At 60.6% G+C, this 22,865-nt stretch carries 22 protein-coding genes; 11 read left to right on the forward strand and 11 right to left on the reverse strand.

All coding sequences use genetic code 11. The features are described from left to right. Positions 1-4: 4 nt before the first annotated feature. Positions 5-763, forward strand: coding sequence for a 3-hydroxyacyl-CoA dehydrogenase (locus tag ACSQ8V_RS14990; RefSeq protein ID WP_213767256.1), 759 nt, complete (start codon positions 5-7; stop codon positions 761-763). 128 nt (positions 764-891) lie between these two features. Here ACSQ8V_RS14990 and ACSQ8V_RS14995 read toward each other — a convergent pair whose 3' ends face one another. After that, positions 892-1,737: a SirB1 family protein gene (locus ACSQ8V_RS14995; RefSeq protein ID WP_213767255.1), complete on the reverse strand. Its 846-nt coding sequence runs from the start codon at positions 1,735-1,737 to the stop codon at positions 892-894. After that, positions 1,734-3,287, reverse strand: coding sequence for a murein biosynthesis integral membrane protein MurJ (gene murJ / locus ACSQ8V_RS15000; RefSeq protein ID WP_213767254.1), 1,554 nt, complete (start codon positions 3,285-3,287; stop codon positions 1,734-1,736). The genes ACSQ8V_RS14995 and murJ overlap by 4 nt, the downstream gene beginning before the upstream one ends. A 482-nt stretch (positions 3,288-3,769) precedes the next feature. On the opposite strand from murJ, the gene rpsT reads away from it, so the two are divergent. Further along, entirely contained in the window at positions 3,770-4,045 is a 276-nt protein-coding gene (gene rpsT, locus ACSQ8V_RS15005) for a 30S ribosomal protein S20 (RefSeq protein ID WP_089166413.1), read from the forward strand. A gap of 198 nt (positions 4,046-4,243) precedes the next feature. On the opposite strand, the gene ACSQ8V_RS15010 is transcribed toward rpsT, so the two are convergent. Beyond that, on the reverse strand, positions 4,244-4,576 hold the full coding sequence (locus ACSQ8V_RS15010) for a DUF3579 domain-containing protein (protein WP_213767252.1): 333 nt from the start codon (positions 4,574-4,576) through the stop codon (positions 4,244-4,246). 675 nt (positions 4,577-5,251) lie between these two features. On the opposite strand from ACSQ8V_RS15010, the gene argF reads away from it, so the two are divergent. Further along, positions 5,252-6,181 carry an ornithine carbamoyltransferase gene (gene argF, locus ACSQ8V_RS15015; RefSeq protein WP_436206202.1) on the forward strand — a complete coding sequence of 310 codons (930 nt, stop codon included), beginning with the start codon at positions 5,252-5,254 and terminating at the stop codon, positions 6,179-6,181. 179 nt (positions 6,182-6,360) lie between these two features. After that, a complete protein-coding gene (locus tag ACSQ8V_RS15020) occupies positions 6,361-7,590 on the forward strand; it encodes an argininosuccinate synthase (RefSeq protein WP_213767250.1) in 1,230 nt (409 codons plus the stop codon). A gap of 119 nt (positions 7,591-7,709) precedes the next feature. On the opposite strand, the gene murB is transcribed toward ACSQ8V_RS15020, so the two are convergent. Beyond that, complete coding sequence (gene murB, locus ACSQ8V_RS15025; RefSeq protein ID WP_436206203.1) at positions 7,710-8,729, reverse strand: UDP-N-acetylmuramate dehydrogenase; 1,020 nt, start codon at positions 8,727-8,729, stop codon at positions 7,710-7,712. A 136-nt stretch (positions 8,730-8,865) separates the two neighbouring features. On the opposite strand from murB, the gene ACSQ8V_RS15030 reads away from it, so the two are divergent. Next, the gene (locus ACSQ8V_RS15030) at positions 8,866-9,351 is read left to right on the forward strand and encodes a YajQ family cyclic di-GMP-binding protein (RefSeq protein WP_213767248.1); all 486 of its coding nucleotides are present in this window, start codon (positions 8,866-8,868) and stop codon (positions 9,349-9,351) included. Positions 9,352-9,560: 209 nt separating this feature from the next. Here the strand turns inward: ACSQ8V_RS15030 and plsY are convergent, their stop codons facing one another. Continuing rightward, positions 9,561-10,184 (reverse strand): glycerol-3-phosphate 1-O-acyltransferase PlsY, encoded by a 624-nt coding sequence (gene plsY / locus ACSQ8V_RS15035; protein ID WP_436206204.1) that lies wholly within the window; start codon positions 10,182-10,184, stop codon positions 9,561-9,563. Positions 10,185-10,266: 82 nt separating this feature from the next. Beyond that, the gene (locus ACSQ8V_RS15040) at positions 10,267-10,758 is read right to left on the reverse strand and encodes an aminoacyl-tRNA deacylase (protein WP_213767246.1); all 492 of its coding nucleotides are present in this window, start codon (positions 10,756-10,758) and stop codon (positions 10,267-10,269) included. Positions 10,759-11,015: 257 nt separating this feature from the next. Between ACSQ8V_RS15040 and ACSQ8V_RS15045 the strand changes: the two genes are divergently transcribed. Both ACSQ8V_RS15045 and ACSQ8V_RS15050 read left to right on the forward strand, forming a co-directional pair. Then, positions 11,016-12,167, forward strand: coding sequence for an acyl-CoA dehydrogenase family protein (locus ACSQ8V_RS15045; RefSeq protein WP_436206205.1), 1,152 nt, complete (start codon positions 11,016-11,018; stop codon positions 12,165-12,167). A 1-nt stretch (position 12,168) separates the two neighbouring features. Continuing rightward, complete coding sequence (locus ACSQ8V_RS15050) at positions 12,169-13,704, forward strand: class I adenylate-forming enzyme family protein (protein WP_436206206.1); 1,536 nt, start codon at positions 12,169-12,171, stop codon at positions 13,702-13,704. 39 nt (positions 13,705-13,743) lie between these two features. Here ACSQ8V_RS15050 and xerD read toward each other — a convergent pair whose 3' ends face one another. Together xerD and queG are read right to left on the reverse strand one after the other, a co-directional pair. Then, on the reverse strand, positions 13,744-14,667 hold the full coding sequence (gene xerD, locus ACSQ8V_RS15055; RefSeq protein WP_436206207.1) for a site-specific tyrosine recombinase XerD: 924 nt from the start codon (positions 14,665-14,667) through the stop codon (positions 13,744-13,746). 35 nt (positions 14,668-14,702) lie between these two features. Beyond that, positions 14,703-15,947 (reverse strand): tRNA epoxyqueuosine(34) reductase QueG, encoded by a 1,245-nt coding sequence (gene queG, locus ACSQ8V_RS15060; RefSeq protein ID WP_436206208.1) that lies wholly within the window; start codon positions 15,945-15,947, stop codon positions 14,703-14,705. A 17-nt stretch (positions 15,948-15,964) separates the two neighbouring features. On the opposite strand from queG, the gene tsaE reads away from it, so the two are divergent. Beyond that, positions 15,965-16,528, forward strand: a complete 564-nt coding sequence (tsaE, locus tag ACSQ8V_RS15065; protein WP_436206209.1) for a tRNA (adenosine(37)-N6)-threonylcarbamoyltransferase complex ATPase subunit type 1 TsaE — start codon at positions 15,965-15,967, stop codon at positions 16,526-16,528. Next, the gene (locus ACSQ8V_RS15070; RefSeq protein WP_436206210.1) at positions 16,510-18,066 is read left to right on the forward strand and encodes an N-acetylmuramoyl-L-alanine amidase; all 1,557 of its coding nucleotides are present in this window, start codon (positions 16,510-16,512) and stop codon (positions 18,064-18,066) included. The genes tsaE and ACSQ8V_RS15070 overlap by 19 nt, the downstream gene beginning before the upstream one ends. 88 nt (positions 18,067-18,154) lie before the next feature. On the opposite strand, the gene ACSQ8V_RS15075 is transcribed toward ACSQ8V_RS15070, so the two are convergent. Together ACSQ8V_RS15075 and ACSQ8V_RS15080 are read right to left on the reverse strand one after the other, a co-directional pair. Beyond that, a complete protein-coding gene (locus tag ACSQ8V_RS15075) occupies positions 18,155-19,039 on the reverse strand; it encodes an EamA family transporter (protein ID WP_436206211.1) in 885 nt (294 codons plus the stop codon). Between the two features lie 254 nt (positions 19,040-19,293). Beyond that, positions 19,294-19,521: a hypothetical protein gene (locus ACSQ8V_RS15080; protein WP_436206212.1), complete on the reverse strand. Its 228-nt coding sequence runs from the start codon at positions 19,519-19,521 to the stop codon at positions 19,294-19,296. 240 nt (positions 19,522-19,761) lie between these two features. Here ACSQ8V_RS15080 and ACSQ8V_RS15085 point away from each other — a divergent pair, with 240 nt between their 5' ends. Together ACSQ8V_RS15085 and trxA are read left to right on the forward strand one after the other, a co-directional pair. After that, the gene (locus tag ACSQ8V_RS15085) at positions 19,762-20,661 is read left to right on the forward strand and encodes a pirin family protein (RefSeq protein ID WP_436206213.1); all 900 of its coding nucleotides are present in this window, start codon (positions 19,762-19,764) and stop codon (positions 20,659-20,661) included. A gap of 113 nt (positions 20,662-20,774) precedes the next feature. Then, positions 20,775-21,623 carry a thioredoxin gene (gene trxA, locus ACSQ8V_RS15090; RefSeq protein WP_436206214.1) on the forward strand — a complete coding sequence of 283 codons (849 nt, stop codon included), beginning with the start codon at positions 20,775-20,777 and terminating at the stop codon, positions 21,621-21,623. Positions 21,624-21,746: 123 nt separating this feature from the next. Here the strand turns inward: trxA and ACSQ8V_RS15095 are convergent, their stop codons facing one another. Then, a complete protein-coding gene (locus ACSQ8V_RS15095; protein WP_436206215.1) occupies positions 21,747-22,607 on the reverse strand; it encodes a tRNA threonylcarbamoyladenosine dehydratase in 861 nt (286 codons plus the stop codon). Positions 22,608-22,865: the final 258 nt, after the last annotated feature.

Below are 22,865 nucleotides of genomic sequence, written 5' to 3' on the forward strand. Positions count from 1 at the left end.
CAGCATGGACATCCAGGACAACGTTTTTCTCGTCACCGGCGGCGCATCGGGCCTCGGCGCGGCGACAGCCCAGCTTATCCGCGACCATGGCGGCAAGGTCGTGCTCGCCGACATGAACGAAGCCGCCGGCGAGAAACTGGCGAAGGAACTTGGCGGTGTGTTCGTGAAATGCGACGTGAGCCGCGAGGAAGATGGCCTTCGCGCCGTGGAAGCCGCGACGCAACTCGGCAGTTTGCGCGGGCTGGTCAACTGCGCGGGCATCGCGCCGGCAGCGAAGACGGTGGGCAAGGATGGCCCGCATGCGCTCGATCTGTTCGCCAAGACTATCGGCGTGAATCTGATCGGCACGTTCAACATGATCCGGCTGGCGGCGGCGGCCATGTCGAAGAACGAACCGAATGCCGCGGGCGAACGAGGCGTGATAGTGAGCACGGCATCGGTGGCGGCTTACGATGGCCAGATCGGTCAGGCGGCTTATGCGGCATCGAAAGGCGGCGTGGTGGGCATGACGCTGCCGATCGCACGTGATTTGTCGCGCAACGGCATTCGCGTGATGACGATTGCGCCGGGCATCTTCGAAACGCCGATGCTGCTCGGCATGCCGCAGGAAGTGCAGGATGCGCTCGGCGCGATGGTGCCGTTCCCCTCGCGTCTCGGCAAACCGAACGAGTACGCCATGCTGGTCAAGCAGATCTTCGACAACCCCATGCTCAACGGCGAAGTGATTCGCCTGGATGGCGCGATCCGGATGCAGCCGAAGTAAGTTTTGCGGCTCGGCGAGACGCGACGGGTAGCGGCTAGCTCACGGGCTCACGCGCCACGACAAAACGGCGGCCATCGAAATGATGTGCCGCCGTTTTTTTAATGGGGTTTTAGCAATACGGAAACAACTTACTCGCCGTCGTGCTGCGTACGCTGACGCAGCTCGTGCAACTCCGTCTCCACGACGGTCGCGTCTTCGGCCTCGGGCCGATCGTCGAGGTATCGACGCAGGTCTTCCATCGCCGGGCGCAAGTAATCCAGGCGCGCGTAAGCGAAGCCCCGATCGCGCACTTCTTCAATACTTCCCGGCATCAGGATCACCAGCCGTTGCTGCACGGCGAGCAGCCGTTGCCAGCGCTCTGTCTGAAGATAGATGCTCTTCAGGTTACGCAGCATTCGTCCGATGATTTCCCGGCGCGTGGCCGGCTGCAACAAGACCCGTAGCGCGCTGCCAATGGACTCGCCCACTCGCTGCACATAGGGCTCGAGCATCTCGACCATCGCCGATTCGGACAGTGAATGGCCGGTGGTCGGATCGAGCATCACGTCGCCGTCGGGCGTGGTCACGCGCAGCAGGAAGTGCGCCGGAAACGACACGCCACGCACCGGAATACCGAGCTGCTCGCTCATCTCCAGATACACGACGGCCAGCGAAATTGGAATCCCGCGACGCCGCTTCAGCACCATGTTCAGATGGCTGTTATCGGGGTCGTAGTAATCGTTGAGATTGCTGGTGAAACCCAGCTCGCGGAAGAAGAAACGATTCAGCACGCCGACTTTTTGCTTGATGTCGGCGTCATCGGGCATACGGCGGCGCACGCGCAAAACCAGCTCGTCGATCTCGGCCAGCACGCCCTGCAAATCGAGATCCGGATACGCATCCTGGGCGAGCGCCAACGCCGCCTCGGTGAGCGGCAGACTGTCGTCCTCCGCCACTAGCGAGGTGAAATAGTCGAGGATGCGCGTCGTCGTCATTGCAGCGTTCGCCTTCTGAAATACGCGTATTTAAAACCCATCGCGGAGAGCATACCGAAATATAGCGCACCGAATACGACCAGGCTTGCACCGAGCAGCATGATTCGCTCCAGAGGCGCGGCGCGCATGCCGATCCAGTCGAAATTGCCCGCCACCCAATGCATGACGCCAGCGAGCACGAGGCACGCGCCGACAAGTTGCGCGAAGAAGCGCGTCCATCCCGGCGAGGGTTGGTAAATTCCGCGTTTCCTCAAGCCGATGAACAATAGGGTTGCGTTCACGCAGGCGCCCAGGCCGATCGACAGCGTCAAGCCAGCGTGCGCGAAAATTGGCACGAAAATCAGATTGCTGAGCTGAATGGCAATCAAAACAATAATGCCGATGATCACCGGCGTCTTGATGTCCTGTTTCGCGTAAAAACCGGGCGTGAGGATCTTGATCAGGATCAGTCCGACCAGCCCGACTCCATACGCCGACAACGCCCGGCCGACCATGACGACGGAATGCGCATCGAATTTGCCGTAGTGGAACAGCGTCGCCGTCAGCGGAACAGCAAAGAAAAACAGCGCGACCCCACTGGGCGCCGCCATCAGGAACGTGATGCGCAGCCCCCAGTCGAGGAGCGCCGAATATTCGACCGGATCGGCGTCCACGTGCGCCTTCGAGAGGCTTGGCAGCAGGATGGTGCCCAACGCCGCGCCGAGCAGCGCGGTGGGGAATTCCATCAGGCGATCGGAGTAATTGATCCACGACACAGCGCCCGGGCCGAGCCGCGATGCAATGTTCGTATTGATGATCAGGCTCAGTTGGGCAACCGACACGCCGAACGTCATGGGGACCATCTTGATCAGCACGCGCTTGACGCCTGGATGCCGCAATGCACGGAAGAAATTCAGGCCGATGCGCGGGATCATGTCGATCTTCTTGAGTCCGGGAAGTTGCACGAGAAACTGCAAAATCCCGCCAACGATCACCGCATAGGCGAGCGCATAGACCGGCACTTTCAGATGCGGCGCGAGGAAGATGGCGGCCGCGATGAACGACACGTTGAGCAGCACGGGCGCGAATGCGGGCAGGGAGAACTGCCGGTAGGTGTTGAGTACCCCGGACGCCAGCGATGTCAGCGAGATGAAGATGATGTACGGGAACATGATCTGGGTCATGGTCACCGCAAGGCCGAACGCGCGGCCGTCGTGCTCCAGCCCGGACGCCACGGCGAACACGACCCAGGACGCGCCCGCCACGCCTGCCAGCGATACAACTGCCAGCGCCCAGGCGAGCACGGTCGACATGGCGTCGACGAGGGCCTTGGTGGCGTCGTGGCCTTCCGTGTTCTTGAACTCGGCGAGGATAGGCACGAACGCCTGCGAGAACGCTCCTTCAGCGGACAGGCGCCGCAACAGGTTCGGTATGCGGAACGCGACGTAGAACGCGTCGGTGAATTGACTGGCGCCGAAGGCTCGCGCGATCAGCGTTTCGCGGACCAGGCCGGTCACGCGGGAGAGCAGCGTGAAGCCGCTGACCGTCAGTAGGGCTCGGAATAGATTCATGGGGGGCTTATTATACGGGCCGCATTATGAACGCGACGCGTTGCAGCATTTGCGGAATCGTTAGAATTTGCAACTTGGGCCGCGCGCAGGTAGTTCGTGTGCTGCTCGCGTGTACCCCCGTGTACCCGCTAGGCTGCGTCCGGGTTCGCTGCGGTTGCTTCCCTGCGACGCCGGGCAAAAAACCAGCTGCGCTTGCCAGCCCCATGATTTCGTTGCTATAATCGCCGGTTTCGAAGCTCCTGAATCTGCCTTCGGCACTTTTAGGTACGTTGCTGACGAAGTACAAAGCACGGCGGCTTCGCGTCTTCTTTCGACGTTTTTGCGCTTTCGGGCAATCGATCCCGAGGGTTTGATCATAAACAGCGCATCGGATTGACCTCGTTTTATCTTGTGTGGAGTCGGACCAGCATTGAGTTGGATCCGATCCAGAAGCAAAACGGGAAGCGCTGAAACACATAGCTGGAACAGGATAAGGAACCGTCATGGCAAATACAGCACAAGCCCGCAAGCGCGCCCGTCAAGGCGCCAAGGCAAACTCGCACAACTCGGCGCTGCGCTCGAAATTCCGCACTGCCATCAAGGCCGTTCGCAAGGCAATCGACGCCGGCGACCAAGCCAAGGCTGCGGAAATCTACAAGACGTCGGTCAAGACCATCGACATCATTGCGGACAAGCGCATCGTTCACAAGAACAAGGCTGCTCGCCATAAGAGCCGTCTGTCGGCTGCTATCAAGGGTCTGCAAGCAACTGCTGCTTAAGGATTCTGGTAGTCGCCCATTGCGTGCCTCAGTTTGACGGGCGCGTGACAGGCTGCTGCTTTTGTTCCGAGTTGTCCTGACGCCTCGGTAACGGAACGCAGCAATAAAAAAACCCGCTAATAGCGGGTTTTTTGTCGTGCGCATTAATAAGGGGGCCTTCTCTTCTCAAAGGCCCCTTCCGCTTAGTTGGTCACGCGGTCAACCATGTTGTTGCTGCGTGGCATGATGCGGCGGCAACTCGCACGCCTCCGTCACCAGAAGATCGTTGTCTTTGGCGAAGTTCATCACGAAATCGAAAGCCATAGGCTCGATGTCACGCAATCGGGAATCGAGGATCACCGTCTTCACATTACCGAGCAGGGTCGGGCGCACATAGACGGAATACTGCAACCGGGCGTTGGGACCGCGCTTGCCCGGGCCGAACCCTGACATCACGCCGCAAAGCCGTTCCGACCAGTCACTCGGCCGAAAAGTCTTGCCGTTCGACGTAATGCCCTGGATGAAGTATTCGGTTGGAATTGTTTCGGCCATGTAGGAATACCTGTTTGACGATCGGCGGAGAACGCCGGCGAACGCGCATGCATGGTTGGCAAGGTGAACCGGAAAGTCATCGGCTGCAACCCCCGGCGCTGAACTCCGCCTCGTCCGGCAGCGTCGCGGCCGGTAAGACCCAGCCTCTTTCTTCGACCTGCATCTACCCGCTCATTGACCACTCATCGGCAAGATCACGGCGTCGCCCGAGTCGCTTTGAGCGCGCTATCAACTCGCGCAGTCAACTCATCATGCGCCGTTCACGGCGGTCCGCCAGACGGACTGCCGGGCGCATAGGCAGGCGCCGGCGAGACGAACTCGCGTGACCGCGAACTGCTCTGACTCCCGCTCAATGCAACGTTGAAAAGCAAACGTTAAATCTGCGTGTTTAGCCGCGCGGGTTGGCTCTGCTTAAGCCCGCGAATGGATCTGCTTCGTAAGCAGTCGAAAGGTATCAGGACTGCCGGAGAAACCTGGCGGATTATACAGCAGAGGCCCTTTTTCCGCACTGCACACAAAGCCTCTAAACCGCGCCAGACGGTGTATGGCGGCGCGCATCGGCTAATTGGCGACCTCGTCAAACGCCGGAAATTCCTTTATGCTGAAATTCGATACCACCACGACGGCGGCGCCGTCCGGCGTAATTGCCGGCTGAAGCCGCCGTACGCATTTTTCATGACCGAAAAAAAAATTCGCCATTATTTGCAGTTCAAGGATTTCTCTCTCGACGACTATGACTACGTGCTCGAACGCGCGCGTATTCTCAAGCGTAAGTTCAAGAGCTACGAGACCTACCATCCGCTGCACGACCGCACGCTGGCGATGATCTTCGAGAAGAATTCAACGCGTACGCGGCTCTCGTTCGAAGCGGGTATCTTCCAGCTTGGCGGCCATGCCGTGTTCCTCAGCACACGCGACACGCAGCTGGGCCGCGGTGAACCGATCGAGGACGCGGCGCAAGTGGTGTCGCGCATGGTAGACATCATTATGATCCGCACGTTCGGCCAGCACATCATCCAGCGCTTCGCCGAAAATTCGCGCGTGCCGGTGATCAACGGTCTGACGAACGAATATCACCCGTGTCAAGTCCTGGCCGACGTCTTCACCTACTACGAACTGCGCGGCCCCATCGCGGGGAAAACCGTGGCCTGGGTCGGCGACGCGAACAACATGCTGTACACGTGGATCGAAGCCGCGCAGATTCTCGGCTTCAAATTGCGCCTGTCCACGCCGCCGGGTTATACGCTCGACCATTCGCTGGTTTTGCCCGACAGCGCACCGTTCTATGAAGAATTCGCCGATCCGAACGACGCCTGCACCGGCGCCGACCTGGTTACCACCGACGTCTGGACCAGCATGGGTTTCGAAGCCGAGAACGAAGTGCGCAAGAAAGCGTTCGCCGACTGGTGTGTCGACTCGGACATGATGGCACGCGCGAATCCGGACGCCCTCTTCATGCACTGCCTGCCGGCGCATCGCGGCGAGGAAGTGAGCGCAGAGGTGATCGACGGCCCGCAGAGCGTCGTGTGGGACGAAGCCGAAAACAGGCTGCACGTCCAGAAGGCGTTGATGGAATATCTGCTGCTCGGCAAACTCAATCATTGAGCGGCTTGAATGCGCTGCCTGATTGCGCCGATTGCAGCGTTTAGCTAACCGCGCGGCGTTTCCATCGAAACGCCGTGTCGCCCCGAAAATGCGGAACAGCCGCCATTTGATGTCAAAATAGCGGTTTTCCGCGCGCTGAAAGCCCGGCGCACACCGTTTTCCAGCCATACGAGTTCACCATGAGCGATATCAAAAAAGTCGTGCTCGCCTACTCAGGCGGCCTCGATACCTCCGTCATCCTGAAGTGGTTGCAGGACAACTACGACGCCGAAGTCGTGACGTTCACCGCTGACATCGGTCAGGGCGAAGAACTCGAACCGGCGCGCAAGAAAGCGCTGCAGCTCGGCATCAAGCAGGACAACATTTTTATCGAAGATCTGCGTGAGGAGTTTGTCCGCGACTTCGTGTTCCCGATGTTCCGCGCCAATACCGTTTATGAAGGCGAGTACTTGCTCGGCACGTCGATCGCGCGTCCGCTGATCGCGAAACGCCAGATCGAGATCGCCCGTGCCGTTGGCGCGCAATCCGTGTCGCACGGCGCGACCGGCAAGGGCAACGACCAGGTGCGTTTCGAGTTGGGTTATTACTCGCTCGAACCGGGTATCAAGGTAATCGCGCCGTGGCGTGAATGGGATCTGCTGTCACGTGAAAAGCTGCTGGCTTACGCGGAAAAGGCGGGCATTCCTATCGAAATGAAGCACAAGCAAGGCGGCGCGCCCTACTCCATGGACGCGAACCTGCTGCATATTTCGTTCGAAGGCCGTCATCTGGAAGATCCGAAGGCCGAAGCCGAACCCGATATGTGGCGCTGGACGGTCGCGCCCGAAGACGCGCCGGATCAGCCGGAATATCTGGATATCGAATACGAGAAGGGCGATCCGGTTGCGCTGAACGGCAAGCGTTTGTCGCCGGCGGATATGCTGACGGAATTGAATGCAATTGGTGGCAAGCATGGCATCGGCCGGCTGGATCTGGTCGAGAACCGCTATGTCGGCATGAAGTCGCGCGGTTGTTATGAAACGCCGGGCGGCACGATCATGCTCAAGGCGCATCGTGGGATTGAGTCGATCACGCTGGATCGCGAAGTGGCGCACTTGAAGGACGATCTGATGCCACGTTACGCCGCGCTGATTTACAACGGCTACTGGTGGAGCCCGGAGCGCCGCGCGCTGCAAGTGCTGATCGACCATACGCAGGACAAGGTCAACGGCTGGACGCGCGTGAAGCTGTACAAGGGCAGCGTGACGGTGGTTGCGCGCGATTCGAAGGAAACGCTGTTCGACAAGAACATCGCAACGTTCGATGACGACGGCGGCGCGTACGATCAGGCCGATGCTGGCGGGTTCATCAAGTTGAACGCGTTGCGGATGCGGATTGCGGAGAACGCACGTCGCAAGCGTGGTGGTTGAGTTAGTCTGGATTTGTTGGTGCTGCAATGAAAAACCCGCCTGCCTGGCGGGTTTTTTGTTGTTGGGCCTTGATGTCTCACTCGACGACCACAATAGATCTTTCGCAGCAGCTTTTTAAATCAAAGACACACCGGCTCCGCTTCAAGCTCGACCGCGAAACGCGCGTGTACGTCGCGTTTAATGGCTGCGGCGAGCTCCAGGATTTGTGCACCCGACGCGCCGCCACGGTTCACCAGAACCAGCGCCTGCCGATCGTGCACAGCGGCCGCACCGATCGCGCGGCCTTTCCAGCCGCATTGGTCGATCAGCCAGCCTGCGGCCAGTTTGAACTGGCCATCCTGCTGCTTGTAAGACACGAGATCGGGTTCAAGCGCCTTCAGTGCGTCGAAAGCTGTAGCGCTTATCACCGGGTTCTTGAAGAAACTCCCCGCGTTTCCAAGCACCCGCCAGTCGGGCAACTTTGTCTGACGCACGGCGACGACCGCATCGAAGATAACTTGGGGATCGTTCGCGCCACTTTTCTCAAGCACACGCGCGATATCCGCGTAATCCGCGCGTGGCGTCCACGCTTTCGGCAGACGAAAGGTCACCGATACAATCACAAAACGCCCGCGCCCGTCCTGCTTGAAAAAACTGTCGCGGTAGCCGAACGCGCACGCATCGCGATCAAATTCCCGCGTTTCTCCCGTCGACAATTCAATCGCCCGCAAACGCTCGAAGCGCTCGCCCATTTCGAGCCCGTAGGCGCCTATGTTTTGAATCGGCGCCGCGCCCACCGTGCCGGGAATCAGCGCGAGATTTTCGAGCCCGGGCAAGCCTTGCGACAACGTCCACGCGACGAATTCGTGCCAGTTTTCCCCCGCGCCGGCTTCTACAAAAATGGCTTCGCTATCTTCATTGATCACGCGGCGGCCGCGCAGTTCGACGAGCAACGCGACGCCGTCAAAATTGCGCGTCAGCACGACGTTGCTGCCGCCGCCGAGCACTAGCTGCGGCAGGCCGTTCAGTCGGGCGTCGCGAGCAAGCGCCGGAATCTGCGCTTCTTCCGTCAGCCGAACGGCATACTTGGCGCGGACGTCGAAACCGAACGTGTTATGCGCGAGCAGCGGGTAATCGGAGAGAAGTTGGAACTCGGACATTGAGGAAGCGCTTGGGTCAGATCAGGGGCGGCCTTGGGCAAACCGGGACGGCATCGGTAGAATGACGGTGGTCCGTGATTATAGCGAGTGCGTGCGAGCCTTACGTCACGCCTCGCCTCAACGAAGGGGAATGCAGATGCCATCGTTTGACGTCGTCAGCGAAGCAAACATGATCGAGGTGAAAAACGCCATCGAACAATCGAACAAGGAAATTGCCACGCGCTTCGACTTCAAGGGTTCGGACGCGCGCGTCGAGCAAAAGGATCGTGATCTGACGCTTTTTGCCGACGACGATTTCAAGCTCGGCCAAGTCAAGGACGTGGTGTTGTCGAAGCTCGCAAAACGCAATGTGGACGTGCGTTTTCTCGACTACGGCAAGATCGAGAAGATTGGCGGCGACAAGCTGAAACAGGTCGTCGAGATCAAGAAGGGTGTGACCGGCGATCTGGCGAAGAAAATCGTCAAGATGATCAAGGACAGCAAGATCAAGGTCCAGGCGAGCATTCAAGGCGACGCGGTGCGCATCAACGGTACGAAGCGCGACGACCTGCAAAGCGCTATTGCCTTGCTGAAGAAGGACGTGACGGACACGCCGCTGGATTTCAATAATTTCCGCGATTGAGTCGTGGTGTTCGCCAGGCGCCTGAGTTTGGCCAATCGGCACTCGGGCGGTGAGTTGTTGCTATTTTGCAGTAGGTTCCGTTTTGGAACACACCGATGACGACGGAAAGATCCACTCCGTCTGCCAGTCGGATCACTGCAGGACTCTGAGTGAAAGAAAGCCGCCTTCGGGGCGGCTTTCTTGCTTTCGCGGCGCAGTTCTACAGCGCTTTATTCAACCGCTTCCGCCGCCCGCTTCTTCTCGCCAATCCGGCTCTCCTTCCCATCCAGCAGCTTCTTGATATTCCCGCGATGCCGCCAGATCAGCAGCGCGCTCATCGCGGCAACGGCTAGCGAGATACGGCTGGGGCCGAAAAGAAAGACATCGAAGAACGGCGCGAATACCGCCGACACCAACGCTGCCAGCGATGAATACCGGAAGAAGACCGCGATGATCACCCACGTCAGCAAGGTGGCCAGCCCCAACACCGGGTTGATGGCGAGCAGCACGCCTGCTGCCGTCGCTACACCTTTGCCGCCCTGAAACTTGAAGAATATCGGGAACACATGCCCGAGAAACACGGCGATGGCCGCCAGCGCGATAGCCGTGGAATCCAGCCCGAACCGGGCGCCGAAATGCACGACGAACCATACGGGCAGCCAGCCTTTGAACGCATCGCCGAGGAGCGTCAGGATGGCCGCCAGCTTGTTGCCCGTGCGCAGCACGTTCGTTGCGCCCGGGTTGCCGGAGCCGTACGAGCGCGGGTCGGCAAGACCCATGGCCGAACTGACAACCACCGCAAACGAGATCGAGCCGATCAGGTAAGCCACCACAGCGACAATCACATTGTTCATTGATTTCTTCTTATCTTCGGGAACGCCAAGCGTAGACGGGGATGTGACCGCGAGACATGAGCAAGACTTCAGGACGCGCATTTTAATCGACGCTCGCGCAACTCACGGGCGTGGCCTTCAGCAGGTCGGTCAGAACTGGCGGCGCGATGCTCACCAGATACCCGCGCCGTCCGCCGTTCAGATAGATGGTGTCCAGGTCCAGGATGGTCGATTCCACGTACACCGGCATCGCCTTCCTCGTGCCAAATGGCGATGTGCCGCCGATCAAGAACCCTGAATGCCGATTGGCCACTTCCGGCTTGCACGGCTCAACGCGCTTCGCGCCAATCTGCCGGGCAAGATTCTTGGTCGACACCGTTTTATCGCCGTGCATGAGCACGATCAGCGGCTTCGCATGTTCATCCTCCATCACGAGCGTCTTGACCACGCAATGTTCATCCACACCAAGCTGGCGCGCCGATTCTTCCGTGCCACCATGCTCGACATACTCATAAGGATGCTCGCCGAACGCGACCTTGTGCCGACGCAAAAACTGCGTCGCCGGGGTCTCGGAAATGTGTTTTACCTTGGACATGACGGCATTGTAGCGGCGCGAAAGCACGGCCACCATCGGCCGAACGGCTGATTGTGCAAGCTGATTTCATGTGGCACGATCGTTCGGAATTGCTCATCCGGCGTTATACGATCCAGCCACCATATTGCATGGGACCAGAGTAACGCATGGGGCCGGAGTAAGCGCTAAAGCGCTAACTCCCGCCGACCGCGGACAAACTGCATGGGACCGGAGTAAGGCGCTAAAGCGCCAACTCCGGTCGACACAGGAGATTCAACGTGATTCGCGATTCAGAAACCCAGACGCTGCTTGAAGACGCCATCCGCCGTTTCGTCCGCGAAACGCTCATGCCGCGTGAAGCGGAAGTCGACGACACCGATCAGATTCCCGCCGACGTGCTCGCCGCCATGCGCGAGATCGGCCTGTTCGGGCTGACCATTCCCGAGGCTTACGGCGGACTCGGCCTGACAATGGAAGAGGAAGTGCGCGTGGCGTTCGAACTCGGCCAGACATCGCCGGCATTCAGATCCGTGATCGGTACGAACAACGGCATTGGCTCCATCGGCATTCTGCTCGACGGCAGCGAGGAACAGAAGCAGCACTATCTGCCGAAGCTCGCCGCGGGCGATCTGATCGGCTCGTTCTGCCTGACCGAGCCGGACGCGGGTTCGGACGCGGCGTCGCTGAAAACCACGGCGCGCAGGGACGGCGACCACTACGTGCTGAACGGCACGAAGCGCTTCATCACGAACGCGCCGGAAGCCGGCATCTTTACCGTGATGGCGCGCACGAGCGACGCCAAAGGCGCGAGCGGCATTTCCGCGTTTATTGTCGAGCGGGAATCGCCGGGGTTGTCGCTCGGCAAACCCGACAGGAAAATGGGCCAGCGCGGCGCGCACACGTGCGACGTCATATTCGAGAATTGCCGCATTCCGGCCGCGCAACTGATCGGCGGCGTGGAGGGCGTGGGTTTCAAGACGGCCATGAAAGTGCTCGATAAAGGCCGTTTGCACATTGCGGCCATCGCTATTGGAGCGGCCAAACGGATGCTGCGCGACGCCCTCGCCTATGCCATGGAACGCAAGCAATTCGGCCAGCCGATTGTCGAATTCCAACTGGTTCAGGCCATGCTCGCCGACAGCAAGACCGAGATCTACGCGGCCGAATGCATGGTGCTCGATGCCGCCCGCCGCCGCGACGAGGGCCGCGACGTGTCCATAGAAGCGTCGTGCGCCAAATATTTCGCCACCGAGATGTGCGGCCGCGTAGCCGATCGCGCGGTGCAGGTGCACGGTGGCGCGGGGTATATCTCGGAGTACGGTATCGAACGTTTTTATCGCGACGTGCGGCTCTTCAGGCTTTACGAAGGCACATCGCAGATTCAACAAGTGATCATCGCGCGCGGACTCATGCGCGGCACGGAGATTTGAAATGGACGTTGATGTCGCCGCCTTGCTGGCCGCATTGCCCACGCGTATTTCCGATATTCCAGCGCGCCTCGCCGCCCGCGATCCGCAGCACGTTGTATTGATCGAAGACGAGCGGCGGTTGAACGCAGCGGAACTCGTGCGAGCCGTCGACGACACCGCCCGCCAGCTCACGCAAGCCGGCGTGCAAGGCGGCGATCGCGTGATGATCGTGAGTGAGAATTGCGTGGCGCAAGTCGTGCTGATGTTCGCTGCGGCGAAACTCGACGCGTGGTGTTTGCTCACGAACGCCCGGCTTTCGGCAAGCGAAGTCGACGCGATCCGCGCTCACGCAAAGCCGCGAGTGATAGCGTTCACCGTCGATGCATCGACGGATGCCGCGAATCATGCGGATCGGTTGAATGCTGCTGAAGCGGCAGCGGCAACAAACGTGGGCGCGTGGCGTTTTATCGTCGATGAAACCGCGTCTCCGGAGCCTGTTGAAACCGATCCGGCCCGTCAATGCGCCGCGCTGATCTACACCACGGGCACGACGGGCGCACCAAAGGGCGTGATGCTGTCGCATCGCAACGTGTTGTTTATCGCGGCCATGTCCAGCACATTGCGGCGCGTGACGCCTCAGGACATGGTGTACGCCGTGCTGCCGATTACGCACATCTATGGGCTGGCGTCGGTCTGTCTTGGCAGCCTGTACGCGGGAGCCACGCTCCGGCTCGCGCCGCGCTTCGCGCCCGATGCCGTGCGACGGGCGTTGGCCGAAGAGAACGTTTCGATCTTCCAGGGCGTGCCGGCCATGCACGCAAAGCTCGTCGAACAGGTGCAGACGAGCGGTACGCCGTGGCGCGCACCCGCGTTGCGCTTCGCGTATTCCGGCGGGTCTGCGCTCGATGCCGCGCTGAAGGCGCGTGTCGAAGGCTTGTACAAGGTGCCGCTGCACAACGGCTATGGCATGACGGAAAGCAGCCCGACCATATCGCAAACCATGCTCGACACGCCACGCGATGACTGCTCGGCAGGAGACCCCATACCCGGTATCGAACTGAGATTCGTCGCGCTGGATGGCGTGGATGTGGCGCCGGGTGAAGTCGGCGAACTATGGGTGCGCGGGCCGAACGTGATGCTCGGGTATTACCGCAATGAAGCGCAGACGCGGGCGACGGTCACGGAAGATGGCTGGCTCAAAACCGGCGACCTCGCGCGTCAGGCCCGGGATGGCGCGCTGTATATCGTCGGGCGCAGCAAGGAGCTGATCATTCGTTCAGGCTTCAACGTGTATCCGGCTGAAGTCGAGAACGTGCTGAACTCACATCCCGATGTGCTGCAATCGGCGGTGATCGGGCGCGCGGTCGAGGGCAACGAGGAAGTGATTGCGTTCGTCGAACTGCTGCCGTCGGTGCATGCGCTACCCGACGATATCGTCCAGTGGTGTGCGGACCGTCTTGCGCCTTACAAGCGCCCCGCCGAGATCCGCGTGCTGGCCGCGCTGCCGGCGGCATCGACGGGGAAGGTGTTGAAGCACAAGCTCAGGGACCAGCTTTAAGCTCGGAGCCGTTGGACCTGCTTGGACCCGCTTGCACCCTCAGCCGCGCGGATGGTGGTCGTGATGCAGCGTCTTCAGCCGCTCACGCGCGACGTGGGTGTAGATCTGCGTGGTGGAGATATCGGTATGGCCGAGCAGCATTTGAACCACGCGCAAATCGGCGCCGTGGTTCAGCAAGTGCGTGGCGAACGCATGCCGCAAGGTGTGCGGTGAGAGCGGCGCGCGCACGTCGGCGGTGAGCGCGTGGCGCTTGATGATGTTCCAGAATTGCTGGCGCGTCATGCCTTCGCCGCGCGTGGTGACGAACAGCGCATCGGCGGCGCGCGCGCCAAGCAAGGCCGGCCGCGACTCGCGCAAATATCGCTCGATCCAGTCGTGCGCGACCGCCCCGAACGGGATAAGGCGCTCCTTCGACCCCTTGCCCATCACGCGCACCACGCCTTCGTTCAAACCCACCTCCACCGTTTTCAACGTCACGAGTTCGGTCACGCGCAAACCACTCGCGTACATCAACTCAAGCATGGTCCGGTCGCGTAGCCCAAGTGCGGTTTCCACATCCGGCGCGTTCAGCAACGCCTCGACCTGGGCTTCGTTCAAGGTCTTGGGAAAGCGCGGGGCCTGTTTGGCCGAACGCAGCTTCAGGGTGGGATCGGCGGGCGCGCGATGCTCTCGCAATGCCCACGCGTAGTAGCGTCGAAAAACCGACAACCGGCGGTTGGCAGACGTTGCCTTGTCCGCGCGGCGGGCGGCGAGATAGCCGTTCATGTCGGCTTCGGTGGCGGTGTCCACAGTGCCGCCGCGCGTCTTCGATAACCACTCGGAGAACAAGCGCAAATCCCGCCGGTACGCTTCGAGCGAGTTCTTGGCGAGACCGTGTTCGAGCCAGAGCGCGTCGCAAAAAAGATCGATCGATGCGCTGCTCGACACGAGTTCCGGCGCGCGTTCTGCCTCGGTCACTTCCATTGGTTTTTCCTGTAAGCGTGAGGTCATGCTTGAGGTCATGCTTCCTGGCGCAGCGCCCATTCGACGTGTTCGCGCACCAACTCTGAATCATCCGTGGCGCGGGCGTTCAGTGCATTTCGTATTGCCGAGCGCTCATCGGCGCCCAATGCCGGCGAGCGTAACGCGTTGCCCATCGCTACCGCAATATTACGCAGCCATCGCTCATGCCCGATGCGGCGAATCGCGCTGCCCTGCATGCGTTCATCGAAATCATGGGCGCTCCAGCCGAACAGCATCACGAGCGACGCGCGATCGAGCCCGTGGCGTACATCGAAATCCGCAACCGGCGCGGCCTGCGCGAACTTGTTCCACGGACAGACGAGCTGGCAATCGTCGCAACCATAAACCCGATTGCCGATCAGCGGTCGCATCTCTTCGGGAATGCTGCCCTTCAACTCAATGGTCAGGTACGAAATGCAACGGCGCGCATCCACGCGATACGGCGCAATGATCGCCCCGGTCGGGCAGACATCGATGCACCGTGTACAGCTTCCGCAGTGCGCGCCGTCGTGTTCGGGCGCTTGATCGGGGTTGCTCAAAGCGTCGGGTGGAAGCGGAATATCCACCAGAATCTCGCCGATAAAAAACAGCGACCCGGCATCACTTTCCAACAGCAGCGTATGTTTTCCGCGCCAGCCGTTACCCGCCTTTTGCGCCAGCTCGACCTCCAGAACGGGCGCGGAATCCGTAAATACGCGATACCCGTACGCGCCAATCTCGGCTTCTATGCGATCGGCCAACTGCTGCAAGCGGCTGCGCATGACCTTGTGATAATCGCGGCCACGAGCATAGACCGACACGACCGCAGCCGCAGGATCGTCTATTCGCGCCCATTCGGCCGCGCGCCAGTCGATTGCCTGACCGTCCGCTGTCGCAGTACTTTCGCGCGCCTTGCCGTCGAGCGTCGATGCAGGCAGATAGGCCATCCGAACTGTAATAACACGTCGCGTGCCGGCCACAAGCTCGGCTGGCCTTGCGCGTTTCATCGCATGTTTGGCCATATAATCCATCTCGCCGTGATAGCCTGCTTCGAGCCATGAGGCCAGGCCTTCTTCGGCTTCCGTCAAGTCGGCGTCGCTGACGCCGACTGCACTGAACCCCAGCTCGCGCCCCCACGCCTTGATGCGTAGCGCGAGTTCAGCCAGCGCGGCTTCGTCGTCAAGTCTGAAGTGGCGCGTGTCCGCGACGGCGTCGTCTGACGCGCTCTCGCGTTCCACAGGGTGTTCCGGCAAACGGTTCATCACGACATTTTACGAGAATGCCCGACAGCCTCACTCGATCGTTTGCAAACCCTCCCGCCGCGCTGCTCGAACGCCGCTTCGACCTGCCCGACGAAGACGCGACACTCGCCTTCGGTGGCCGCTTCGCGAAGGCGATTCTCGCCGCTCGTCTGGCGCGGTTGAACACTTCGAACACTTCGAACGAACGTTTTCCGGGTTTGCAGGTCCAGTTGATCGGCGACCTGGGCGCGGGCAAGACCACGCTGGTGCGCGCGACGCTGCGCGCCCTCGGTCACGCGGGCCGCGTGCGCAGTCCCACTTACACGCTCGTCGAACCCTATTCGCTCGCTACGGAAACGGGTCCGCTCGAGCTCTATCACTTCGATCTTTATCGTTTTGCCGATCCAGCCGAATGGGCCGACGCCGGCTTTCGCGAATACTTCGATGCAGGCGCGATCTGCCTGGTCGAATGGCCGCAGCGCGCGGGCGGTTTGCTGGGTGTGCCGGACCTCGAATTCACGCTGGAACAGGAAGGCGAAGGCCGCGTGCTGATAGCGCGCGCGTTTAGCGAAACAGGAAAGTCATGTCTCGAAAGCTGTTGATCAAGCCGTTTCATTCGATCGAATCGACCGCCACGGCCTCGCACAACTGGCGGCGGCGCCAGGTGCTGCGCGCGGGTGCTTCGACTATCGCGCTCGCGCTGCTCGGACCGAAGCTCGCGTACGCGAGCTCGGTGCTCGGCGTGCGCGTGTGGCCCGCCCGCGATTACACCCGTGTCACGATCGAGTCCGATCAGCCGCTGCAAAACACCCAGCAACTGCTGCAGGGTCCGGACCGGCTCGTGGTCGACCTGAATGGGCTCGACCTCGATCAGGAACTGAAGGATCTCGTCTCGAAGATCACGCCGAACGACCCGCAGATCCAGTCGGTGCGTATCGGGCAATATCAGCCTCATGTGGTGCGGATGGTGTTCGACCTGAAGGGGTCCGTGAAACCGCAGGTGTTCACGCTGACGCCGATCGGCAGCTACAAGTATCGGCTGGTCTTCGATTTGTATCCGGCCGTCGCCCCCGATCCGTTGATGGATTTGCTCGCTCAGTCCGAGCACAAGCAACAAACCTTCGACCAGACCAACCCTAATCCGGCGCCGCCGCCCGCCACGCTGAGCGGCCCCGCCACGCCGCCGAAAGCGAACGCACCGGACAACACGGACGAGTTTTTTCAGAAGTACGCGCAGTCCGATCTGCCGCGCGCACCTGTGCCGTCTTCTCCATCGATACCGGTTCCGCCTATTGCAGCGCTTCCAAAGCCCCGGCCCACGGTCAAGGCCGCGCCGCCTACAGCCTTGGCGAACCAGGACGACTCGTCCGATAGCGATACTAGCGACGATTACGGCTTCGCCAACCCGAAGAGCAACAAGTCCGGGACAACGCGCCTGCTCACGGTTGCCATCGACCCGGGCCATGGCGGCGAAGATCCGGGTGCGATCGGCAGCGGCGGAACGTACGAGAAGCACATTGCCCTCGATGTCGCGAAAAAGCTACGCGCCAAGATCGATGCGCAGCCGAACATGCGCGCCATGATGACGCGCGACGCCGACTTCTTCGTGCCGCTCAACGTGCGTGTGCAGAAGGCGCGTCGAGTGGGCGCGGACCTGTTCGTTTCCATTCACGCCGATGCGTTCACCACGCCCTCGGCGCGCGGTTCGTCGGTATTCGCACTCTCCGATCATGGCGCTTCGAGCGCGGCTGCCCGCTGGATGGCGAACAAGGAAAACTCGTCGGACTCCATCGGCGGCATCAATGTGACGACGCAGGACGCGAGCGTCAACCGGGCGTTATTCGACATGTCGACGACCGCGCAGATTCGCGACTCAATGCGCTATGGAAATTTCGTGCTGAACGAGATTGGCGATATCAACAAGCTGCACAAGGGATCGGTGGAACAAGCCGGTTTTGCGGTGTTGAAAGCACCGGATATTCCGTCGATCCTGGTGGAAACCGCATTTATCAGTAACCCCGAAGAGGAGCAGCGTCTGAACGACGACGCTTATCGCGACAAGATGGCTAACGCGATCATGAAGGGCATCAAGCGGTATTTTGCGGCCAACCCACCACTCGCAAAGAGCCGGATGACGTAAAGGGCCGGATTGAGCGCGGTTGAGCCCGATTCGCTCGCGCTCGGCCACAAGCGGATCAAGCCCGGCGCGAGCGAACCGCGCCCGCCTTCTAACGCGCCGCCGATAAAAACCGCTCTCTCAACCATCCGCCGAACACGTTCACCATCAATCCGGCCATCACCAGCACGGCTCCCGCGAATTGCATCGGGCTTAGCCCTTCATCCAGCAGCAATGCCGCCGAAGCCAGCCCGACAATGGGCACGAGCAACGAAAACGGCGCGACCTGACTTGCTGGATAACGCGCCAGCAGCTTTCCCCACAACGTATAACCGAGCATCGTCGCAATAAACGCGAGATAAACGATCGCCAGGACCGACGTGAGGGATATGTCCGACAGACTGGCCGAGATGCGCGCCGGCCCCTCCACCATCAGCGAGAGCGCGAGGAACGGCAGCGGCGGCACCAGGCTCGCCCACACCACGAGCGACAACAGGTCGACCTTGCCCATGCGCTTCGTGATGACATTGCCCATGCCCCACATGGACGCTGCTGCGAGCGTGAGCATGAAACCGGCAACGGTCATGGCATGCCCGGCCTGAACGCCGATCACAGCCAGCCCGCATGCCGCGATCAGCAAACCTGCGACGTTCGGCCCACGAAAGCCTTCGCCCAGAATCATGGCCGCGAAGATCAGCGTGAAAAACGCTTGCGCCTGCAACACCAGCGACGCAAGGCCGGCGGGCATGCCAACGGACATTGCGTAGAAAAGCAGTACGAATTGCCCAAACGAGATGGTCGCGCCATAAGCGAACAACCAGCGAAACGGAATGGCCGGGCGCTTGACGAAAAACACGGCCGGGAACGCGACCAGCGTGAAGCGCAACGCGCCAAGCAGCATCGGCGGAACACCGTGCAAGCCCACCTTGATCACGACGAAGTTCACGCCCCAGGCGAGAATGACAATCAGCGCGGACAACAAATCCTTGGGCGACATCGCCGTCTCCGTGAGTTTTATTCGAAGCTGCTCTCAGGATCAGACCGGAGCCCGGAAGCCCCGAATTCAGATCGAACGCAATTCGACACTGTAGCGGACGATTTTGCAAATACGTTGTACAAACTCACGCCATAGCCCATTCGGACAAGGCAATCCCGCATCACACATCCCAAAGAAAAAGCGCTTGCGCCCGTTAGGGCGCAAGCGCTTTTTCTTTGAAACGTTACCTCCTGAAACGCCCGCAGCGCCCTAACCTACTTGCCTTGACCATTCTCCGTCGCGGCACTGGCGCCCGGCTTGCGCATCTTGTGATGCTTTTTCATCGGCGCCGATGCACCGTCGGACGTGTCGGCGCCTTGCATCGGCGATGCGGTGGGCATGGACGCCGCGTTCGACGAATTGCCGTTCGACGTCTGGGCGTAGGCGCCTGCAGTGGCGAATAGTCCGGCAGCAACGGTGATCAAAAGCGTGTTCTTGGTCATTGTTAAACTCCTGTCTAGGCCAGGCGGAAAGGTCCATCGAAACGGGCTATCAAAGGGGCTATCAAAACGGTCCATCGAAAGTTGCACAGTTCGCCGGTTCACACGGTCGCCAAGCTCGTTAGCGATCCATGCTCCGGTTTGAACGATCGGCCGAATGGCTTATCGCCCGGATACCGCTTGCGTGCTCCCACACGACGCCCAGTAGAATTGCATTTCCGAGTACGCAATCCGGACGTCCTTATGTCTTCCACAATCCAAGCGTTTCTCAAGCCGCATCAGCACGACGTCGGTGGTCTCATGGTGCGTCGGGTACTGCCTGCACTGGCTGCCCGCACCATCGGGCCGTTCATTTTCTTCGACCATATCGGTCCTGCAACGCTCGTGCCTGGGGTAGGGCTGGACGTGCGCCCCCATCCGCACATAGGTCTCGCGACGGTCACGTATCTGTTCGAGGGAGCGATCATGCATCGCGACAGCGTCGGCTCAGTCCAGAGGATTTCGCCCGGCGACGTGAACTGGATGACGGCCGGCGGCGGCATCGTGCATTCGGAACGCACGCCGGACGAGGAACGCGCCGCCGGTCAGGACATGCACGGCATCCAGACATGGGTCGCGCTGCCCGTGGCGGACGAGGAGTGCGCGCCGTCGTTCGAGCATCATCCGGCCGCGACGCTGCCACAAGTCGAACGCAACGGCGTGAAGTTGCGGGTGATTGCAGGCAGCGCTTTTGGCGAAACAGCGCCGACCACCACGTTCTCACCCACCCTGTATGTCGCGGCGCAATTTTCGGCGAACAGCGCCGTTACGCTCGATACGGAACATGACGAACGCGGTGTCTATCTGGTGGAAGGCGATCTTTCCATTGATGGAGACGTGCTGCCCGCTGGCCAGATGGCGGTCCTGAAGACGGGGTATTCTGCCGATCTGCGCAGCACGAACGGCGCGATCGCCATGCTGCTCGGCGGCGCGCCGCTGGACGGCCCGCGGTTCATCGAATGGAATTTCGTCTCGAGTTCGAGGGAAAAAATCGAGGCCGCAAAACTCGCGTGGAGCGAACAGCGGATGGGGCAGGTCCCCGGCGAAACGGAGTTTATCCCGTTGCCGCCACCGCGCCAGCGCGCCAATCCGCCCGAGGCTTGAGGTCCAGGGCCGCCGCTGAATCAGGCATGCACCCGGTTGAACTCGGCCGGCTCGCCCCAAGATAATCGTTTATCGAATTGTTCAACGCGTTTAAGCGTTTCTGGAGGAACACAATGGATACAACACTCGCCACGTTCGAACAGGACGTAATCGCCGCGTCCACGCTTGCGCCGGTGCTCGTCGATTTCTGGGCGCCGTGGTGCGGTCCATGCAAGACGCTCGGCCCGATGCTTGAACGGCTGGAAGCGGAAGGCGCGGGCAAATGGAAGCTGGTGAAGGTGAATGTCGATGAAAATCCGGAGTTGGCGCAGCACTTCCAGGTGCGCAGCATTCCGCACGTGGTCGCGTTCGCGGACGGCCATGCCGTCGACCAGTTCATCGGCGTGTTGCCGGAAGGTCAGTTGCGCGAATTCATCGACAAACTGGTTCCGGACGGTGCTGAAGCCGAGCGGCGTGCCGCGCATGCGGCGTACGAAGCCGGTGACACCGACCTCGCCATTGACCATATCAAGGCGACGCTGGCACTTGATCCCGGTTACGACGACGCGCGGCTGGACCTGATCGAGTGGCTGCTAGCCGCCGGCCGCACCGACGAAGCACGCGATGAAGAGAAGCTGTTGTCGCCGAAAACGACGCAGGGAATCGACGCCCGCTACAACGCGCTAAAGACCGAACTGGACGCCGCCGATGCCGCCGAGAGCCTTCCGCCCGCCGACGCGCTGATCGACGCCGTGAACGCCAATCCAGACGATCTGGAAGCCCGTTTCGCATTGGCCAACCGGCTGATTGCAGGCCGCGACTACAACGGTGCGCTCGAACATTTGTTCGCGATCGTGACGCGCGACCGCACGTTCATGGACGACGTGGGCCGCAAAACCATGCTGTCGGTGTTCGGCCTGGCCGCACATCAGCCGGAGGTGGTTTCGCAATGGCGCCGCAAATTGAGCGCGGCAATTAACTGACGCAAACTGACGCATTAAATGCCCGGAGCCAAAACCTTTCAAATCGTTTAAATCGATATTTGCGAGAAGGGCATTTTGAAAAATGGCCGCCTGAAGGCGGCCATTTTCTGACTCACGCGGCGTTTAAGCGCGCTTCGCGATTTCCCGCAAGACATAGGCGGCGGCGGCAAATCCGAAACTGGCTGTCACGCAGACACTCGATCCAAACCCCGCGCAATTCAGTCCGACGGGTCCCGCCGCAGCGGCTGCCGTTTCTTCTGATTCGGCCACCTCACTGGCGTCGCGAGCGGGTGCTTCCGGATAAATCAGCGGCTCGTCGGAATAGACTGCGCTCACCTTGAACTTCGCTTTTGGTCCACGCGGAAAGCCGTGCAATTTGCGCAGTTGCCCGCGCACTTTCGAGAGCAGCGGGTCCTGGATCGTGAGCGCCAGATCGTCGATACGAATCCGCGTCGGATCGAGCTGACCACCCGCCCCGCCGACGGTGATCAACGGCTGTCCATGCTCGACGCACCACGCAATTAGCGCCGTTTTCGTACGCACGCTGTCAATGGCATCGACCACGAAATCGAAACGGCCGCCCAGCACCGAATCGAAGTTGGCAGGCTCGATGAAATCCTCGACCTGCTCCACGCGGCACGACGGATCGATCAGGTGAATGCGCTCGGCCATCGCGCTGACCTTGGCCTTGCCGTAGTTGCCGTCCAGCGCGTGCACCTGACGGTTCGTATTGCTTTCGGCCACGTTGTCGAGATCGATCAGCGTCAGCCGCCCGATCGCATTGCGCGCCAGCGCTTCGACCGTCCACGAGCCCACGCCGCCAATCCCGATCACCGCCACATGCGCGCGTTCGAATGCCGCGAGCCCAGCCGGACCGTACAAACGCGCCACGCCGCCGAAGCGCCGGGCGCGGTCCGCCGCTTCAAACTCCGGCGCGGCGGAGGTAAAATTTAAAGCATCGGCAGAGTCAGCAAAAGCGGTCATGGTGAGGTCGGCGGCAGGTTAAGCAGAATAAGCAAAAACAAGGCAAGGAGGCATCAAGACAGCGCCTGGCAGCACCGGTTCGCGGTGACGCGCTATCGCAACGATAGAACCAGAGATCAGCAAGAATTCGCTGAATTGCGTATTCTGCCTTATCGAAGATTGGCCGTAAGAAATCACCGGCCAGTTTTTGAAAGCAAAATGAAAATAATTGCCGAATTGAGTCAAATTTTGTCGCCCGGGATCATGATCTAAATCACG

It is taken from the genome of Caballeronia sp. LjRoot31, assembly GCF_964253885.1.
Taxonomy (GTDB): domain Bacteria; phylum Pseudomonadota; class Gammaproteobacteria; order Burkholderiales; family Burkholderiaceae; genus Caballeronia.

Excerpts from the sequence above, each read along its gene's own strand:
- ACSQ8V_RS14990 (WP_213767256.1), top strand. The coding sequence starts at position 5 with ATGGACATCCAGGACAACGTTTTTCTCGTCACCGGCGGCGCATCGGGC.
- ACSQ8V_RS14995 (WP_213767255.1), bottom strand. The coding sequence starts at position 1,737 with ATGACGACGACGCGCATCCTCGACTATTTCACCTCGCTAGTGGCGGAG.
- murJ (WP_213767254.1), bottom strand. The coding sequence starts at position 3,287 with ATGAATCTATTCCGAGCCCTACTGACGGTCAGCGGCTTCACGCTGCTC.
- rpsT (WP_089166413.1), top strand. The coding sequence starts at position 3,770 with ATGGCAAATACAGCACAAGCCCGCAAGCGCGCCCGTCAAGGCGCCAAG.
- ACSQ8V_RS15010 (WP_213767252.1), bottom strand. The coding sequence starts at position 4,576 with ATGGCCGAAACAATTCCAACCGAATACTTCATCCAGGGCATTACGTCG.
- argF (WP_436206202.1), top strand. The coding sequence starts at position 5,252 with ATGACCGAAAAAAAAATTCGCCATTATTTGCAGTTCAAGGATTTCTCT.
- ACSQ8V_RS15020 (WP_213767250.1), top strand. The coding sequence starts at position 6,361 with ATGAGCGATATCAAAAAAGTCGTGCTCGCCTACTCAGGCGGCCTCGAT.
- murB (WP_436206203.1), bottom strand. The coding sequence starts at position 8,729 with ATGTCCGAGTTCCAACTTCTCTCCGATTACCCGCTGCTCGCGCATAAC.
- ACSQ8V_RS15030 (WP_213767248.1), top strand. The coding sequence starts at position 8,866 with ATGCCATCGTTTGACGTCGTCAGCGAAGCAAACATGATCGAGGTGAAA.
- plsY (WP_436206204.1), bottom strand. The coding sequence starts at position 10,184 with ATGAACAATGTGATTGTCGCTGTGGTGGCTTACCTGATCGGCTCGATC.
- ACSQ8V_RS15040 (WP_213767246.1), bottom strand. The coding sequence starts at position 10,758 with ATGTCCAAGGTAAAACACATTTCCGAGACCCCGGCGACGCAGTTTTTG.
- ACSQ8V_RS15050 (WP_436206206.1), top strand. The coding sequence starts at position 12,169 with ATGGACGTTGATGTCGCCGCCTTGCTGGCCGCATTGCCCACGCGTATT.
- xerD (WP_436206207.1), bottom strand. The coding sequence starts at position 14,667 with ATGGAAGTGACCGAGGCAGAACGCGCGCCGGAACTCGTGTCGAGCAGC.
- queG (WP_436206208.1), bottom strand. The coding sequence starts at position 15,947 with ATGAACCGTTTGCCGGAACACCCTGTGGAACGCGAGAGCGCGTCAGAC.
- tsaE (WP_436206209.1), top strand. The coding sequence starts at position 15,965 with ATGCCCGACAGCCTCACTCGATCGTTTGCAAACCCTCCCGCCGCGCTG.
- ACSQ8V_RS15070 (WP_436206210.1), top strand. The coding sequence starts at position 16,510 with ATGTCTCGAAAGCTGTTGATCAAGCCGTTTCATTCGATCGAATCGACC.
- ACSQ8V_RS15075 (WP_436206211.1), bottom strand. The coding sequence starts at position 19,039 with ATGTCGCCCAAGGATTTGTTGTCCGCGCTGATTGTCATTCTCGCCTGG.
- ACSQ8V_RS15080 (WP_436206212.1), bottom strand. The coding sequence starts at position 19,521 with ATGACCAAGAACACGCTTTTGATCACCGTTGCTGCCGGACTATTCGCC.
- ACSQ8V_RS15085 (WP_436206213.1), top strand. The coding sequence starts at position 19,762 with ATGTCTTCCACAATCCAAGCGTTTCTCAAGCCGCATCAGCACGACGTC.
- trxA (WP_436206214.1), top strand. The coding sequence starts at position 20,775 with ATGGATACAACACTCGCCACGTTCGAACAGGACGTAATCGCCGCGTCC.
- ACSQ8V_RS15095 (WP_436206215.1), bottom strand. The coding sequence starts at position 22,607 with ATGACCGCTTTTGCTGACTCTGCCGATGCTTTAAATTTTACCTCCGCC.